This is a genomic window from Cryobacterium sp. TMT2-17-1, assembly GCF_004402765.1.
GTDB classification, from domain to species: domain Bacteria; phylum Actinomycetota; class Actinomycetes; order Actinomycetales; family Microbacteriaceae; genus Cryobacterium; species Cryobacterium sandaracinum.
In genome coordinates, this window is sequence record NZ_SOGC01000051.1 from 1 (window position 1) to 16,700 (window position 16,700).

A 16,700-nucleotide genomic window follows, 5' to 3' on the forward strand; every position below is an offset into this window, starting at 1 on the left:
CCCGCCTATAAAGTTTCTTTCCTTTGACAGTCAGAAACCTAGACAGGAAGCGGCGTGCGGCCGTTAAGGCGCTCCGAAACACCCACGGATACAGCAGGGGAGCCCCAATTTTCGCATGAAATGTATCGATCAGATGGATCCTCGCGGAGGCCCTCTGACGCGACTGCGGGGGCTGGTGATCACGCGCCGTCGATCAGGGCGAAGCGTGGAACGTCTGCGCCTTCGACGCGGACGGTGCCCGTGAACATGGCCAGGGGGCGCACCCACAGCCCGCGTTCTCCGTACAGGGCGGTGTAGACCACCAGCTGTTCCTCGGTCTCCGAGTGCCGGGCCACGCCGAGAACCTCGTAGAGGTGACCTTTGTAGTGCTTGTATCTGCCGATCGCAATGTCATTCATGGTGGGCTGACTCTAGGCTCCTTCGCCCGACATTCCCAAACCGTCATCTCCCCACCCGAGCCGGACCGGCAGGTACCGGGCCGTACCCTGTTGCCCGGCGCCACACACCTGTTCGAGGAGCCGAAACCCTGGCGGCGGCCGCCGACCTGGCCCGGGACCGGGTCGCCGACCACCTCGCCCAGACCGTCCCGCCACCGGTTGCCCGCACCGCGAGTATCGCTCCGAGTCCGGCCGACACCCGAGCGACGGGAGCCACAGAACGAACCCGGCACGGGGGGAGGTGACCGCGACGCTGCGATCGAACAGGTCGGCAGAACGCGAGTACGAGACCGAGCCGACCGGGTTCCGGCGGCCCGAACGCTGCCCGATACTGGAGGGGTGCCCGAGACTTCGATTCCTGCAGAGCGCCCGCAGCGCCCTCGACCGTGCCCCTGCCTGAGCGGCAACCTCTATTCCGCGTGCTGTGGTCGGTTCCACCGCGGGGACGCGTTTGCGCCCACCGCGGAGGCGCTGATGCGGTCCCGGTACGCGGCCTTCGCGGTGGGGGAGCCGGACTACCTGCTCACGACGTGGCATCCGCTCACCCGCCCGGAGGTGCTGGAACTCGACGCCGACGTGCGTTGGCTCCGCCTCGAGATCGAACGGACCGCGCAGGGCGGCCCGTTCGACACCGAAGGGGTGGTGGAGTTCACGGCGCACAGCCGGTCCGGCGGCGTCTCCTCGCAGCAGCACGAGATCAGCCGGTTCGTGCGCCTGAACCGCCGGTGGGTCTACCGGGACGCCGTCTAGCCCAGCTGCTCCAGGTGGGCTTTCAGCCGCGCCGCGAACGCGGGGCGGGCACCTTCGGCCCGCACAGTCTGCAGCACGTGTTCCCGCACGCCCAAGGCGGTGAGCGTGGCGCTGAGCCCCTGATGTCTCCGGGGGGGGGGGGGGGGGGGGNATCATCGGGTCGACGGTCGTGCGTGCCGGGTGGGCTCCCCACCCGAGAAGACCACGCCGTCGAGCAGGCCGTGACGCTTGGCCAGCAGCCAGCAGCCAGCAGCCAGTCGCAGGTGGACAGTGCCACAAGTCCCGCGATCTGCAGATCGTTCGCGCTCGCCCTTCTTGCCGATGCTGAACGAGCTGACCGGGCGGAAGTGGCCCATCACGATGGTCCACACCTCACAGACGCCGCCGCAGACCGTGCAGGTCGGGTGCTCGCCGGCCAGGTAGCCGTGGTCGGGGGCAGATTGAGAACGACGGCGTAACCGTGATGTACGGCAGCCGGTGCGTCGTCAGGGAGCGCTGGACGAGCTCGCGGCAGGCCGCGGCCGTGCAGAGCTTCTCCGACATGTACAGGTGCAGCACGGTGCCGCCGGTGTGGCCTCCAGGTTGTACATGTTTCCGGTGGTCTCCTGGAATGAAGTTCTGGAAATAAGGAGTGCCAAACACCGCGGTCATCACGTCGATAGACGCCCGCTTGATCACGGCCATCTCCTCGGCCAGGTTGCCGTGGTTGAGGTCCTGCTCGACCTCGCCGATCACGGTCACCTGCTCGCGCAGGTCTTCCGGGCAGACCCAATCGAACGTGAGGTTGGTGAACGGCGCCCTGTAGGAGTCGAAGGAGCTGAACTCCTGCGCTCCGGCCCACTCGGTCTGCATGGTGCCGAGGAAATTGACGATCTGCGCGATGGCCGAGGAGAAATGCCCCGGGGAGTGGACTCGACCTTGTCGAGAAAGCCAATCAGTCCCTCGTCGAGGAACACCCGGAGCGACCAGCCGGCGCAATAGCCGGCCAGCATGCCGGGGTCGTGGATGTGTAGCTCGCCCTCGCGGTGCGCCTTGCCGATCTCGGCGCTGGAGACGGCGGCACGGACCCGCACTGCGTCGGAGGGAGCGTTAGCGCCAGTGCGCGTGATGGCCCAAAATTTCGGGTTTGTGCATTCGACCTCACCCGGTGCCTCAACGTCACCACATCTTGGGGTCCACATTCCGATACTGACGACATGTGGTGGTGAGTGGCTAAGCGAACGGTCGGAACAGGGCCGCCAAAATGGCGATATAGACGACCACGAAGACTGCGGGGGTCAGGAAGCGCACGACGTTGATCCACGGCGCGGAGGCGATGACGCCGCGCCCGAGGGCGCTGCTCGCGGGCAGCGCGCGGAGGTCAGCCACGATGGCGAGCCCTTCGTTCGCGGACGCGATTTGAGCGAGCGCGCCGAGAATGCCTGAGGCCAGCAGGATGCCCGCGGCCGCGATGCGCACGCTCAGCTCGGCCTCCGCAAGGCCGACGGACAGGAAGGCCACGAGCGCCGTGAGCAGGAAGGTCGGAGCGAACTGGGACACGATGATGTGCCAGCGGGCCCGGGTCCAGAGCGAAATGAGTTCGTGTTCGGTCATGGGAAATCTCCTGTCGCCGGGGCGACCGGATGGTGGCGCCTGACCCCATTCTGCCCCCTCGCGCCGGCTCGCCGGCGGCCCCATCCCTAGCGGAGCGCCCCGAACCTCAGGTCGGGCTCGGAATATTCTCGGGACGGCCGCGGTTTTTTCCTTTGAATGCATTTGCATAGAGTTTGTCGAACGTTCCGACCACGGCGAGGAGCACGCACCAGATGAAAAAGAAGTTCGAACTCGGGCTGGATACCTTCGGTGACGTTACCTTTGACGCCTTCGGGGCCCGGTTGTCCCAGGCGGCGACGCTGCGCAACGTGGTGGCCGAGGGTGTGCTGGCCGATCAGGTCGGCCTGGACTTTTTCGGGATCGGTGAGCACCACCGGGAAGATTTCGCCGTTTCCGCCCCCGAGGTTGTTCTGGCCGCGATCGCCGGACAGACCACCAGCATCCGTCTCGGGTCGGCGGTCACCGTTCTCAGCTCCGACGACCCGGTGCGCGTCTTCCAGCGCTTCTCCACCCTCGACGCGGTCTCCAGCGGGCGTGCCGAGGTCATCCTGGGTCGCGGCTCCTTCACCGAGTCGTTCCCGCTTTTCGGCCTGGAGCTGGAGCAATATGAGCTTCTGTTCGAGGAAAAGCTCAACCTCTTCACCGAGCTGCTCAAGGAGGAGCCCATCACCTGGTCGGGCGAAACCCGTGCCGGCCTGCGTAACCAGCGGGTGTTCCCGCCCACCGAATCCGGATCCCTCACCACCTGGATCGGCGTGGGCGGCAGCCCCCAGTCCGTCGTGCGCGCCGCGCACTACGGCCTGCCGCTGATGCTGGCCATCATCGGCGGCTCGCCGCTGGCCTTCGTGCCACTGGTTCAGCTCTATCACCGTGCGCTGGCCCAGTTTGAGAAGCCGACCCGCCCGATCGGCGAGCACTCCCCGGGATATGTGGCCGTGACGGATGCCCGGGCGCGCGAGGAAATGTGGCCGCACTATGCCGCCATGCAGGACCGGATCGGCCGCGAGCGCGGTTGGGGTCCGGTCACCCGGGAGCGCTTCGAACACGACGCCGGCCCGGACGGCGCCCTGTTCGTGGGCTCACCCGAGACCGTGGCCACGAAGATCGCCGCCACGGCGGTGAGGCTGGGGCTCGCCCGCTTCGACCTCAAATACAGCCTCGGCACGCTCTCCCACGAGAAGCTGATGACCAGCATCGAGCTTTACGGCACTGAGGTGGCACCGCTCGTGCGCGAGCTGGTGGCTGCCGACCGCGCCGACGACGTGAGCGGGTGATCGCGGAACGCCAGAATACGAGGCCCGTCACAGCGCACGGAACGAATTCGACGGAGATTTTGCTCAGTACGGCTCGAAATACTCCGGAAACCCGCTCTTTTACCAAAATCTCCGTCGAATTGGTTCGACACCGGGCACGGTGCTCCGCCTCTAAAGCTCGGCCACCGTGCCGGCGCCCTCCTCCTGCAGGACGTACCTGGCGGGGACGAGCTGCTCGAGGCTGCGGTAGACATCCGCCGGCACCACGTCTTCGTCGGCCAGTGCGCTGAGGATGATGACGTCTGTCCCCAGGCCGGCCCGGAGGGTGAGGTCGTAGAGCTCGTCGAGATCGTGCCGGGACAACACATCGCCCTGGGCCTCGGCGAGATGTACGCGTTCGCCGCCACGCCGAGCGTGCAGGTACGCAGTACCTCGGCCGGGGCGTCGCACCGCGAGCCTGAACCATCCGGGCCTGCAAAACTCCCTGGCCACCGGCGTGCAGAGGCACATCGGTGGCGTCCTCGCGGCCCTCGACGGTGACCGTGAGAACCGGGGACGGAGCGAAGACCACGACCGCATTCACAGCGGCTTGATGCCCAGAGCGGTCACCCGCGAAAACGGATCGGGCGTCGACGGGGCCCGGCAGACTGTAGCGTACTTGTGGGCATACCGGCGCGATCGGTGTGTCGACAGCACGAGACCCGTAGCACGAGGAGCACCCTTTTGGAAACCTGGCCCGGTACTGCGTACCCGCTCGGAGCAACGTACGACGGCAGCGGCACGAACTTTGCCCTGTTCAGCGGAGCCGCCCACCGCGTTGAGCTCTGCCTTTTCGACGAACAGGGCGTGGAGACCCGCATCGACGTGGTCGAATCCAGCGCGTTCATCTGGCACTGCTACCTGCCCCTGATCCAACCGGGACAGCGCTACGGCTACCGCGTGCACGGCGACTACAACCCCGCCGCGGGCAGCAGGGCGAACCCCAACAAGCTCCTGCTCGACCCCTATGCCAAGGCCACCTGCGGCACGATCGACTGGGACCAGTCCCTGTTCTCCTACAACTTCGGTGACCCGGATTCGCGTAACGACGAGGACTCCGCCCCGCACATGATGCTCGGCGTCGTCGTCAACCCGTTCTTCGACTGGGTGGGAGACCGGCCCCTGCGTACGCCCTACAGCGCCTCCCTGATCTACGAGGCCCACGTGAAGGGCCTCACCAAGCTGCAGGATGCGGTACCGGAGGGCCAGCGCGGCACGTACGCCGGCGTGGCGCATCCGTCGGTCATTGACCACCTGCAGAAACTCGGCGTGACCGCGATCGAGCTGATGCCGGTGCACCAGTTCGTCAACGACGGCACCCTCGAGGAAAAGGGTCTGAACAACTACTGGGGTTACAACACCATCGGGTTCTTCGCCCCGCACAACGCGTATTCCTCCTCCGGTGACCTCGGCAACCAGGTGCAGGAATTCAAGGGGATGGTTCGTTCTCTGCACGACGCTGGTATCGAGGTCATCCTCGACGTGGTCTATAACCACACCGCGGAGGGCAACCACCTCGGCCCGACGATCTCGTTCAAGGGCATCGACAATGAGGCGTACTACCGGCTCATGGACGACGACAAGCGGTACTACATGGACTACACGGGCACCGGCAACACCCTGAACGTTCGTCACCCGCACTCGCTGCAGCTGATCATGGACTCGCTGCGCTACTGGGTTCTCGAGATGCACGTCGACGGCTTCCGGTTCGACCTGGCCTCGGCTCTGGCCCGGGACCTCTACGACGTCGACAAACTCTCCACCTTTTTTGAACTGGTGCAGCAGGACCCGGTGGTGTCCCAGGTCAAGCTCATCGCCGAGCCGTGGGACGTCGGCCCCGGTGGGTACCAGGTCGGCAACTTCCCGGCTCAGTGGACGGAATGGAACGGAAAGTACCGCGACACCGTGCGTGACTTCTGGCGCGGCGAACCGTCGACGCTAGGCGAGTTCGCGTCGCGAATCACCGGTTCCGCCGACCTCTACGAGCACTCGGGCCGCCGCCCCGTCGCCTCGATCAACTTCGTCACCGCGCACGACGGGTTCAGCCTCTCCGACCTGGTCTCTTACAACGAGAAGCACAACGACGCCAACGGCGAGAACGGCCAGGACGGCGAATCGCACAACCGGTCCTGGAACTCCGGGGTCGAGGGGCCGACGGATGACCCGGAGGTCCTGGCATTACGGGCCCGGCAGCAACGCAACTACGTTGCCACCCTGCTCCTGTCGCAGGGTGTGCCGATGATCCTGCACGGCGATGAGCTCGGCCGAACGCAGAACGGCAACAACAACACCTACGCCCAGGACAATGAACTGAGCTGGATCCACTGGTCGGAGGCGGACCAGCCGCTGATCGAGTTCACGGCTGCCGTTTCCCGGCTGCGCCGCGAACACCCGACGTTCCGCCGCAGCAGCTTCTTCAACGGCCACCCCGGTCACCGCGCCGCGGGCGACCCGATGAGCGACCTTGTCTGGCTGACCCCCGACGGGCAGGAAATGCAGCCCCAGGACTGGGACGAGCACCTCACGCGCACGGTCGCCATGTTCCTCAGCGGCGACGGCATCCGGGAGCGCGACGTCCGTGGCCAAATGGTGACCGACGTGAATTTCCTGGTCTGCTTCAACGCAGACGCCGAGGATGTCGAGTTCACCCTGCCCTCGGCCGAATACGCCCCGGCGTGGGAGATCGTCGTCGACACGGCGGGCGAAGGCGCCGACGCGGTTCCGCGGCCCGCCGGGTCCCTGCACACGGTGACGTCGCGTTCCCTCGTCGTGCTGCGGGCGTATCACGCTCCGGAAACCACGCCGGACCACTCCGTCGCGGCCTCCCTGGCCGGGCTGATGACGGGGACGATCCCCGTGATCGACCCGGCGCACCTGGTCCAGCCGTGAAAATTCCGCTCACCACCTACCGTCTGCAGATCACGGCCGCGTTCGACCTGGCGGCCGCGGAAGGGGTGCTCGACTACCTGACCGAGTTGGGAGCGGACTGGCTCTACCTGTCCCCGCTGCTCGCTGCGGAAGAGGGCTCCGACCACGGCTACGACGTCGTCGACCACTCACGCATCGACCCGGTGCGGGGCGGAGCCGAGGCGCTCACCCGCTTGGCGGCGGCCGCGACGGATGCCGGGCGCGGCATCTTGGTGGACATCGTGCCCAACCACATGGGCGTCGCGACCCCGCACCGCAACCTCTGGTGGTGGAACCTGCTCCAGCACGGCCCCGCTTCGCGCTACGCGGAGGCCTTCGACGTGGACTGGGCCGCGAACGGCGACCGAATCCTGCTGCCCGTGCTCGGCGACGACGCGGACGGAATGAGCGAACTCGACCGCCTCCAGGTGGTCGGCGACGAGCTGCACTACTACGACAACCGGTTCCCGCTCGCCCCGGGCAGCGCCGACGGCGGCGCGGACGCCCGCGTCGTGCACGCCCGGCAGCACTACGAACTCGTCAACTGGCGCCGCGCGGACGCGCAGCTGAACTACCGTCGGTTCTTCTCCGTGAACACGCTGGCCGGCCTCCGGGTCGAGGTGCCGTGGGTCTTCGACGAATCCCACCGGGAGATCGTGCGCTGGGTGCAGGACGGCCTCGTGCACGGGCTGCGGGTCGACCACCCCGACGGTCTCGCCGACCCGGGCGGCTACCTCGACCGGTTGCGGGATGCCACCGACGGAGCCTACGTGCTCGTCGAGAAGATCCTCGAGGGCGACGAACAGCTGCCGACCAGCTGGGCCACCGCCGGCACGACCGGGTACGACGCCCTCGCCGACTTCGACCGGCTGCTCGTCGACCCGGCCGGGCAGGGCGCGCTCGACGCACTCGAGGCCCGGCTGCAGGCCGAGGCCGCGGCGCTGACCGGTGACGCGCCGCCGGCGGACTGGGCCGACCTGGTGCACGCGCGGAAGCGCGTCATCGCGGACCGCACCCTCCAGGCCGAGGTCGTGCGCCTGGCCCGACTGGTCCCCGGCGGCGACGCCACCACCGAACTGACCACGGTCGACGCCCTGACCGAACTCCTGGCCTGCTTCCCGGTCTACCGCTCCTACCTCCCGGTGGGCATCGACGAGCTGCGCCACGCTGGCGTCGAGGCGGCTCGCCACCGGCCCGACCTCGGCCCCGCGATCGAGGCTCTGCTTCCGTTGCTCGGCGACCCGGGGCATCCGCTGGCCGTGCGCTTCCAGCAGACCTCGGGCATGGTGATGGCCAAGGGTGTCGAGGACACCGCGTACTACCGCTTCAGCCGGCTCACCTCGCTGAACGAGGTCGGCGCCGACCCGGGGGAGTTCGCGGTCGACCTGGCCGAGTTCCACCGTCGCCAGCAGACCCGTCAGGCCACCTTCCCGGCCTCGTTGACGACCCTTTCCACCCACGACACCAAGCGCAGTGAGGATGTGCGCGCCCGGATCTCGGTGCTGGCCGAGATCCCGGCCGAATGGGAGAGCACCCTGCGCACCCTGCGCGCGACCGCGCCCCTCGGCGACGCCCCGTTCGAGAACCTGCTCTGGCAGGCCATCGTCGGATCGTGGCCGGCCACACCGGAACGCCTCATCGCCTACGCGGAGAAGGCGGCTCGGGAAGCCGGAACGTCGACCACCTGGACCAGCCAGAACGCGGAGTTCGAGACGGCGATGCGCGGCCTCGTGACCGCCTCCTTCAACGACCCGGCAGTCACGCAGACGCTCACCGCGTTCGTCGACAGGGTGCGCCAGGCGGGCTGGAGCAACGCGCTCTCGAACAAGCTCGTGCAGCTGACGGCCCCCGGAGTGCCCGACGTCTACCAGGGCAGCGAGCTATGGGACACCTCCCTCGTCGACCCCGACAACCGCCGCCCGGTCGACTACGACCTGCGGCGCGGCTACCTGGCCCGGGTGCAGGACGGCTGGCTGCCGCCCGTCGACGAGACCGGCGCCGCGAAACTTCTGGTCACCACGCGCGCCCTCCGGCTGCGCCGCGACCAGCCCGAACGTTTCTACCGGCACAGTCCGGTCCCCGCGTTCGGCGCCGCCGCCGACCACGTGATCGCTTTCGACCGCGGCGGCGCGGTCACCATCGCCACCCGGCTGCCGCTCGGGCTCGCGGCCGCGGGCGGCTGGGGAGATACGATCGTGGTCTTGGCCGGCGGGCCGGTCGTCGATCTGCTGACCGGGGAACGCCACCCCGGCGCATCCGTCAGCGTGGCCGCCCTGCTGGGGCGCTACCCGGTGGCCCTGCTGGTGCCGGCCGACGACGCCGACCCGACCCGCACGACCGACCTGGAAGGTGCCGACCATGCCCGCTGAATTCAAAGTCTGGGCTCCCAACGCATCGGCCCTGGCGGTCGAACTCGCCGACCAGACCGTGCCGATGACCCCGCGGGGCGACGGATGGTGGCACGCACCCCGTCCGCTGACCGAGCCCGCCGAGGGCCGTGCCGATCAGCCCGTCGACTACGGCTTTTTGATCGACGGTCAGGGGCCCTTCCCCGACCCCTGCTCCCGGCACCAGCCGAACGGCGTGCACGCGAAGAGCCGCACGTTCGATCCCGGCGCGCACGTCTGGCAGGACAGCGCCTGGACCGGCCGCCAGCTGGCCGGCAGCACGATCTATGAGCTGCACCTCGGCACCTTCACTACGGAGGGCACCCTCGACGCCGCGGCGGGCCGACTGGCCCACCTGGCCTCGATCGGCGTCGACTTCGTGGAGCTGCTCCCGGTCAATGCCTTCAACGGCACCCACAACTGGGGCTACGACGGGGTGCTCTGGTACGCCGTGCACGAGGGCTACGGCGGACCGGCTGCCTACCAACGGTTCGTGGACGCCTGTCACCAGGCCGGAATCGGCGTCATCCAGGACGTGGTCTACAACCACCTCGGCCCGAGCGGCAACTACCTGCCGCAGTTCGGTCCGTACCTGAACGAGAGGGGCGACACGGGCTGGGGCTCCTCTCTCAACCTCGACGGCGCCGACTCCGACCCGGTGCGCCGCTACATCATCGACAACGCCCTGATGTGGCTGGGCGACTACCACGTCGACGGACTCAGGCTGGATGCGGTGCACGCCCTGCGGGACGACCACGCCCTGCACCTGCTCGAGGAACTCGCCGCCGACGTCGATGTGTTGAGCGCCACCCGCGGGCGTCCGCTCACCCTGATCGCCGAATCGGACCTCAACGACCCGCGTCTGATCACGCCGCGGGACGCCGGCGGCTACGGGCTCACCGGCCAGTGGAGCGACGACTTCCACCACGCCGTGCACGTGGCGGTCACCGGCGAGACCACCGGCTACTACGCCGACTTCGAGCCGCTCAGCGCCCTCGCGAAGGTGCTCACCCACGGGTTCTTCCACGACGGCACCTTCTCCAGCTTCCGCGGGCGCACCCACGGTCGGCCGATCGACACCGCACGGATGCCGGCCTGGCGCCTCGTCGTCAACAACCAGAACCACGACCAGATCGGCAACCGGGCCACGGGCGACCGCCTCAGTGCGACCCTCGACGCCGGGCAGCTGGCGATCGCCGCCACCCTGACCCTGCTCGGCCCGTTCACGCCCATGCTGTTCATGGGCGAGGAATGGGGGGCGAGCACACCCTGGCAGTTCTTCACGTCGCATCCGGAACCCGAACTCGGCGAGGCCGTCCGCACGGGCCGGATCGGCGAGTTCGCGCGCATGGGCTGGGACCCGGCCGTGGTGCCCGACCCGCAGGACCCGGCCACGTTCGAGCGGTCGGTGCTGGACTGGGCTGAGGTGTCCCAACCGGCCCACGCGCGCCTGCTCGATTTCTACCGGGCTCTGGGCTGGCTGCGGCGTTCCCGTCCGGACATCACGGACCCGCGCTTCGGCCGGGTCGCGGTCGACGTCGACGATAACGAGCGGTGGCTGCGGCTCTGCCGCGGCGACACCGAAATCCTGGTCAACCTGGGCACGGAGGCTCGTGACGTGCCGACGGATGCCCCGGCGCTACTGGCATCCTTCGCCGCCGTCGGCGACGCGGTCCAGTCTCGCACGCCCACCGCGGTCACCCTCGCACCGCACTCCGTCGCCGTGTTCGGCGCCTCCGACTAGCCCGCAGTCAACGGTCCTCGGGGCCTCGTGCCTCGCGGCGCACCCTACGGAAACTGGCGCACGTTACACCGTGCGCCAGTTTCTCCAACCTGCGCCGCGAGTGGGCAGAGCTCAGACGGCGCCCGACTATGCCAGGTGGGATGCGGCGGCGTCCGGATCGTCGGCGTCGGGCCGCGTCACCTCTTCCAGCAGCTCGAGCACGTGGCGGTATTCCTTGCCGGTGGCCCGGGTCAGCCCGAGCTCACAGGTGCGGTTGCACGACGCGAATGCCGTGGCGTCCATCGTCGCGACATCGGCCGCCTGCGCCCGGGTGGCGGATTCTGTCAGCTCGGGATGCAGCATGCCGCGGTCCCCGGCGAAGCCGCAGCAGCCCCAGTTATCCGGCACCTGCACCCTCTCGGCCACCCCGCCGGCCAGGGTCTGCAGGGAGTCGTTGATGCCCATCCGGGTGGAAGAACACGTGGGGTGCAGCGCGAGCGAATCGATCTTCTGGTACTCGGGCAGTGACGGCAGGATGCGTTCGGCCGCGAACTGCACGGCGTCGACCACCCGCAGGCGCGGCTCGTTCTGGTCACCCTCGATGGTCGTCCGCAGCCCCTCGGTGCAGGAGGAGGCGTCGCAGATGATGGCGAGCTCGCCGTTCCGGGTCGCCGTGCGCAGCGCCGCGAGGGTTTTGGCCCGCATGGTCGCTTCGCCGGTCTTCAGCCCCTTCGACGACCACGGCGTGCCGCAGCAAAGCCCGTCGATGCCCGCGGGCACGACGAGGGTGATGCCGGCCCGGTCGCAGAGCTGCTCGAAGCTGACCTGCACCCCGGGCGTGCCCGCGGTGGCCGGACCGAACATGGTCTGCACGCAGGCCGGGAAGTAGACGGCTTCCGGCGCCAGGGTCGGCACCGGGCGGGAGCGTCCGCCGCCGCCGCCGGGCAGCTCGCTCGAGTAGAGCGGCAGCGTGTCGGTGCCGAGCACGGCTCGGCCGAGCTTGTTGGGCACCATCAGTACCGGGGCCGGGATCTTGCGCACCACAGTGAGGGCCAGCCCGGCGCCGCGGGTGACCGCGCCCCAGTTCTTGGCCGCGGTGTTCCAGACGCCGTTGATCAGCGGTCCGGTCTCGCCGCGCCGGATCTGCTTCATCATGGTGCCGGTGTTGATGTTGACCGGGCAGGCGGTCTGGCACATGCCGTCGACCGCGCAGGTCTCCACGCCGTCGTAGACGAAGTCCTTCTCCAGCTCGGCGGCCAGAGCCAGGTCGCCGCTCCGGCGGGCCTGTTCGATGGCGCGCAGGGTGACGATCCGCTGGCGGGGGGTCAGGGTCAGGTCCCGGCTGGGGCAGACGGGTTCGCAGTAGCCGCAGGAGACGCAGCTGTCGACCACCTCGGCGACGGGCGGCACCAGCTTGATGTCACGAAGGTGAACCTCAGGGTCGTCATTCATCAGCACGCCGGGGTTGAGCATCCCGGCGGGGTCGAACAGCACCTTGAGCTGCCGCATGACTTCGTAGAGCTCGTCGCCGTACTGGCGCCGCACATACGGAGCCATCACCCGGCCGGTGCCATGCTCGGCCTTGAGCGAGCCGCCCTCGCCAAGCACCAGGTCCACCATGTCCTCGGTGAAGGCGCTGTAGCGCTCTAGCTCGGTTGTGCCGGTGAACCCGTCGGTGAGCATGAAGTGGATGTTGCCGTCCTTGGCATGGCCGAAGATCACGCTGTTGCGGTAGCTGTACTTGTCGAACAGACGGATCAGCTCCACGCAGGTGCGGCCGAGCGCGGCCACCGGCACGACGACGTCCTCGAGCAGCGCCGTGGTGCCCTGCGGGCGGGCGCCGGCGACGGATGCGTAGAGCCCCTTCCGCAGATGCCACAGCTGGGCACGGGTCGCAGAGTCCGCGCTGAACTTCACCGGGGCGCTGAGCCCGAGCCCCGGCATAATGGTCAGGCCCGCGCGCTGGAGCTCCTGCAGCGATTCGGGGTTGTCGGTCTGGTACTCCATCAGGAGGGCGGCGTGGTCGCGCACCGCGAGGTCGCGCACGACCGGGGGTACGTCGTCCAGGCCCTGGCCGACCTTGAGCGACAGGGCGTCCATCAGCTCCAGGGTGGCCGCCCCGGTGCCCACCAGGGCAGGCAGGGCCGCGTTGGCGGTCTCCAGGTCCGGGAAGACCAGCAGGCCGGTGACCGTGTGGGTCGGCCGCGGGACGGTGCGGAAGACCGCCTCCGCGACGAACCCGAGGGTGCCCTCGCTGCCCACGATCAGGTGCGCCAGGATGTCGACGGGCCGGTCGAAGTCCAGCAGGGAGTTCAGGCCGTAGCCCATGGTGTTTTTCATCGAGAACTGGTGACGGATGGTCGAGACGGAGGCCGGGTTGCCGGCAACCCGCTTGGCGAGGCGCAGCAGGCCCTCGTGCAGCTCGGGTTCGAGGGCGCGGAGGCGCGCATCGGCATCCGCCGCCCCGGTGTCGACGACGGTGCCGCTGGGCAGCACCACCGTGACCGATTCCAGGGTCTGGTAGGCGTTGTCGACGGTGCCGCAGGCCATACCGGAGGAGTTGTTGGCCACGACGCCGCCGATGGTGCAGGCGGATTCGCTCGCCGGGTCCGGGCCGAATTTGCGGCCGTACTGCGCCAGGCGGGCGTTCAGGGCGCGCACGGTGACGCCGGGCTGAACCCGCACCCGGGCGCCGTTGTCCTGCACCTCGATCTGTTTGAAGTTGCGGCGCACGTCGACGAGCACGCCGTCGGTGAGCGCCTGGCCGCTCAGGCTGGTACCGCCGGAGCGGAACGTGAGCGGCACACCCTGCGCCCGACTGGCGCGCAGCAGCTTGCCGACCTCGTCCGCGTTGGCGGCCACGACGACCGCCTGCGGCACCAGCAGGAAGTGCGAGGCGTCGTGGGCGTTGGCGTGCAGGTCGATCGCCCGGGTCTTCACCTGGGCCGGGTCGGACACCGCGGCGCGGAGGGCACTCAGCATCCCGGCGGATGCAGGCACCGCTGTGGGACCGGAGACGGTCGCCGAGGGGGTGACCACCGTGTCGCGGCGGGCCATTACGGCACCATCCAGCCGAGGACCGGGGTGGACTGCAGCACGATCAGGACCGTGATCAGCACGAGGAGCCCCAGGCTCCATCCGACGAGCTTGCGGAAGAGCAGGCTCTCCGCACCCACCAGGCCGACGGCGGCGGCCGCCACGGCCAGGTTCTGCAGCGAGAGCATCTTGCCGAGCACACCGGCCGACGAGTTGGCGGCGGCCATCAGCACAGGTGACAGGCCGGTCGCGTTGGCGGCGGTGACCTGCAGCTGCCCGAAGAGCGCGTTGGACGAGGTGTCGGAGCCGGTCAGGGCCACGCCGATCCATCCGATCAGGGGGGAGATCACGGCGAAGAATACGCCGGCGGTGGCCAGGTAGGCGCCGAGGGAGGCGGTCTGGCCGGACAGGTTCATCACGAACGAGAGGGCGAGCACGGCGGTAACGGTGACGATGGTCCAGCGCAGCTGCACGAGGGTGTCGCCGTAGATCTTGAGGCCCTGGCGGAACGAGACCTTGTAGAGCGCCATGGTGAGCAGGCCGGAGAAAAGCAGCAGGGTGCCGGTGGCCTTGAAGTGGTCGAGCTTGAACATCGTGGCCGGAACCGGGTCGCCGGCGGCGTCGGTCACGTTCAGTCCGGGCCAGGCGAAGGTGACGCTGCCCACGACGCTGAGCCAGGCCTTGATGGCCGGGATCTGCGCGATCGAGAAGATGCCCATGATGATCAGGTACGGGGCGATGGCCTTCCACACCTGGCGCGGTTCCGGGCGGGTGTTGTCGTTCAGGTCAGGGCTGTCGGCAGAGCGTCGCGCCGACTTGAGCGCGGTGGTGGGGGTGCTGCGCATGGCGGATGCGGGGACCGCGGCGCCCACGGTCGTGCTCACCAGGTTCTCGGCACCGGACAGTTCGACGTCGTCGTTCAGTCCCATGGATTCGGCCGGCTGCCAGAAGCGCAGCATGACCAGGACGGCGGCCACGGTGGCGACGGCGGCCACGACATCCGTCAGCTCGACGGCGAAGAAGTTGGCGGTGACGAACTGGGCCAGTCCGAAGACGAGTCCGGCGACCACGGCCACCGGCCAGGTCTGCTTGACGCCGCGCTTGCCGTCGACGATGAAAACGAGGATCAGCGGAACGATCACGGCGATGAACGGCGTCTGGCGGCCGGCCATCGACGCGAGGTCCTGGATCGGCAGGCCGGTGACGCCGTTGAGGGCGATGATCGGGGCGGCCATGGCACCGAACGCCACCGGGGCCGTGTTGGCCAGCAGCGACACCATGGCGGATTTGAGGGGTTTCATGCCCGCGGCCATCAGCATGGCGGCGGAAATGGCAACCGGGGCGCCGAATCCGGCGAGGGACTCGAGTAGTGCGCCGAAGCAGAAGGCGATCAGGATGGCCAGGATACGCAGGTCGTTGGAGATGGAGCGGATGGTGCGGCCCAGCACCTCGAACCAGGGGGTGGCCACGGTGAGCTTGTAGATCCACAACGCGTTGACCAGAATCCAGAGAATCGGGAAGAGGCCGTAGAAGACGCCGGCGGCCGTGGCGCTCAGCGCTTGGCCGACCGGCATCTGCCAGCCGACGACGGCGAGCACGACCGAGAGGAGCAGGCTGACCAGCGCCGCCTTGTGCGCCTTGACCCGGAACACGCCGAGAAGGACGAACAGGAGAATCAGCGGCAATGCGGCGCAGATGGCCGACAGGACGAGGGATCCAAGAATCGGATCGAGTATCTGTTGAAAGATTGGGTCTCCACACTGAGGTCGTGGTCACGCCGTCGTGACACTTCATCAGTTGTATAGCAAGTATGCAAGTAAGTCAATATATATTGTGTTTTTGTCTGTCAAGATGAGAACACAATTTAGGAAAGGCAGGTCCCGTGACAGCGCGCGTAACGGCAACGTCGATCGTGGATGCCATCGCGAACGACCTGCGAACCCGAATCCTTGAAGGGGAATTGACCTCCGCCACGGCCCTGACCGAGACCGATATGGCCGCGAGCTACGACGTCGCCCGCCCCACGGCGAAGGCGGCGATCGAGAAACTCGTCGCTGAGGGACTGCTGGTGCGCGGGGCGCACAAGAGCGCCCGCGTCGCCGAGCTCGGACCGGACTCCGTGCGCGACATCTACCAGGCCCGCGCCTACCTCGAAAGCGAGGTGCTGCGCCGCCTGGCCCTCACCTGCACCGTCCCCGAGGAGGCCGTGCAGGCCAACCTCGACATCGCGGCCGTGGCTGGCGGCTCCGCCCTCGACGTCGTGGAACCCGATATGCGTTTCCACACCAGTCTGATCGACGCCGTCGGCAACGAGCGGATCAGCAGGATGTACCGTTCCCTGGTTAGCGAGGTACGCCTCTGCATGGTGCGGGTGCAGTCGCTGAACCTGCTCGACACCGCGTTGATCCAGGCCGAACACCAGCGCCTGCTCGAGCTGATCGGGGAGGGCGATGGCGCCGCGGCTGCCGAGTTGCTCGACGAACACCTCGCCCGTGCCCGCGAACGCCTCGCCGCGGCAATCGGCGGCGAAGCCGGCCCGGAGGCACACCTCCCATCATCCCTGCACCGGGTCTGA

Annotated in this window: 11 protein-coding genes and 1 pseudogene; 6 read left to right on the top strand and 6 right to left on the bottom strand. The window is 68.3% G+C overall.

The features are described from left to right. Positions 1-179 precede the first annotated feature (179 nt). On the bottom strand, positions 180-398 hold the full coding sequence (locus E3O47_RS15380; RefSeq protein ID WP_104103441.1) for a DUF1653 domain-containing protein: 219 nt from the start codon (positions 396-398) through the stop codon (positions 180-182). Positions 399-791: 393 nt separating this feature from the next. Here E3O47_RS15380 and E3O47_RS15385 point away from each other — a divergent pair, with 393 nt between their 5' ends. After that, the gene (locus E3O47_RS15385) at positions 792-1,187 is read left to right on the top strand and encodes a YchJ family protein (RefSeq protein ID WP_104103582.1); all 396 of its coding nucleotides are present in this window, start codon (positions 792-794) and stop codon (positions 1,185-1,187) included. A 152-nt stretch (positions 1,188-1,339) separates the two neighbouring features. Here E3O47_RS15385 and nrdD read toward each other — a convergent pair. Both nrdD and E3O47_RS15395 read right to left on the bottom strand, forming a co-directional pair. Further along, positions 1,340-2,242, bottom strand: a pseudogene (gene nrdD, locus E3O47_RS16840) (anaerobic ribonucleoside-triphosphate reductase); the annotation flags it as partial. A 157-nt stretch (positions 2,243-2,399) separates the two neighbouring features. Further along, positions 2,400-2,780 (bottom strand): hypothetical protein, encoded by a 381-nt coding sequence (locus E3O47_RS15395; RefSeq protein WP_134421208.1) that lies wholly within the window; start codon positions 2,778-2,780, stop codon positions 2,400-2,402. Positions 2,781-2,992: 212 nt separating this feature from the next. On the opposite strand from E3O47_RS15395, the gene E3O47_RS15400 reads away from it, so the two are divergent. After that, a complete protein-coding gene (locus tag E3O47_RS15400) occupies positions 2,993-4,054 on the top strand; it encodes an LLM class flavin-dependent oxidoreductase (RefSeq protein WP_104103447.1) in 1,062 nt (353 codons plus the stop codon). Between the two features lie 150 nt (positions 4,055-4,204). On the opposite strand, the gene E3O47_RS15405 is transcribed toward E3O47_RS15400, so the two are convergent. Then, positions 4,205-4,396 (bottom strand): hypothetical protein, encoded by a 192-nt coding sequence (locus E3O47_RS15405; protein ID WP_134421210.1) that lies wholly within the window; start codon positions 4,394-4,396, stop codon positions 4,205-4,207. Between the two features lie 360 nt (positions 4,397-4,756). On the opposite strand from E3O47_RS15405, the gene glgX reads away from it, so the two are divergent. The 3 genes from glgX to treZ are packed head-to-tail and all read left to right on the top strand — an operon-like array spanning position 4,757 to position 11,110. After that, positions 4,757-6,961, top strand: a complete 2,205-nt coding sequence (gene glgX, locus E3O47_RS15410; RefSeq protein WP_134421212.1) for a glycogen debranching protein GlgX — start codon at positions 4,757-4,759, stop codon at positions 6,959-6,961. Next, entirely contained in the window at positions 6,958-9,348 is a 2,391-nt protein-coding gene (gene treY, locus E3O47_RS15415; RefSeq protein ID WP_134421214.1) for a malto-oligosyltrehalose synthase, read from the top strand. The genes glgX and treY overlap by 4 nt, the downstream gene beginning before the upstream one ends. Next, on the top strand, positions 9,338-11,110 hold the full coding sequence (gene treZ / locus E3O47_RS15420; protein WP_134421216.1) for a malto-oligosyltrehalose trehalohydrolase: 1,773 nt from the start codon (positions 9,338-9,340) through the stop codon (positions 11,108-11,110). The genes treY and treZ overlap by 11 nt, the downstream gene beginning before the upstream one ends. A gap of 126 nt (positions 11,111-11,236) precedes the next feature. Here treZ and E3O47_RS15425 read toward each other — a convergent pair whose 3' ends face one another. Together E3O47_RS15425 and E3O47_RS15430 are read right to left on the bottom strand one after the other, a co-directional pair. After that, the gene (locus E3O47_RS15425) at positions 11,237-14,071 is read right to left on the bottom strand and encodes an FAD-binding and (Fe-S)-binding domain-containing protein (protein WP_134421222.1); all 2,835 of its coding nucleotides are present in this window, start codon (positions 14,069-14,071) and stop codon (positions 11,237-11,239) included. 74 nt (positions 14,072-14,145) lie between these two features. Next, a complete protein-coding gene (locus E3O47_RS15430) occupies positions 14,146-15,873 on the bottom strand; it encodes an L-lactate permease (protein ID WP_104103462.1) in 1,728 nt (575 codons plus the stop codon). Positions 15,874-16,007: 134 nt separating this feature from the next. On the opposite strand from E3O47_RS15430, the gene E3O47_RS15435 reads away from it, so the two are divergent. Beyond that, positions 16,008-16,700 (top strand): GntR family transcriptional regulator, encoded by a 693-nt coding sequence (locus tag E3O47_RS15435; RefSeq protein ID WP_104103465.1) that lies wholly within the window; start codon positions 16,008-16,010, stop codon positions 16,698-16,700.

Coding starts and splice junctions, on each gene's coding strand:
- treZ (WP_134421216.1), top strand. CDS start 9,338: ATGCCCGCTGAATTCAAAGTCTGGGCTCCCAACGCATCGGCCCTGGCG.
- E3O47_RS15380 (WP_104103441.1), bottom strand. CDS start 398: ATGAATGACATTGCGATCGGCAGATACAAGCACTACAAAGGTCACCTC.
- E3O47_RS15425 (WP_134421222.1), bottom strand. CDS start 14,071: ATGCTGAGTGCCCTCCGCGCCGCGGTGTCCGACCCGGCCCAGGTGAAG.
- E3O47_RS15395 (WP_134421208.1), bottom strand. CDS start 2,780: ATGACCGAACACGAACTCATTTCGCTCTGGACCCGGGCCCGCTGGCAC.
- E3O47_RS15400 (WP_104103447.1), top strand. CDS start 2,993: ATGAAAAAGAAGTTCGAACTCGGGCTGGATACCTTCGGTGACGTTACC.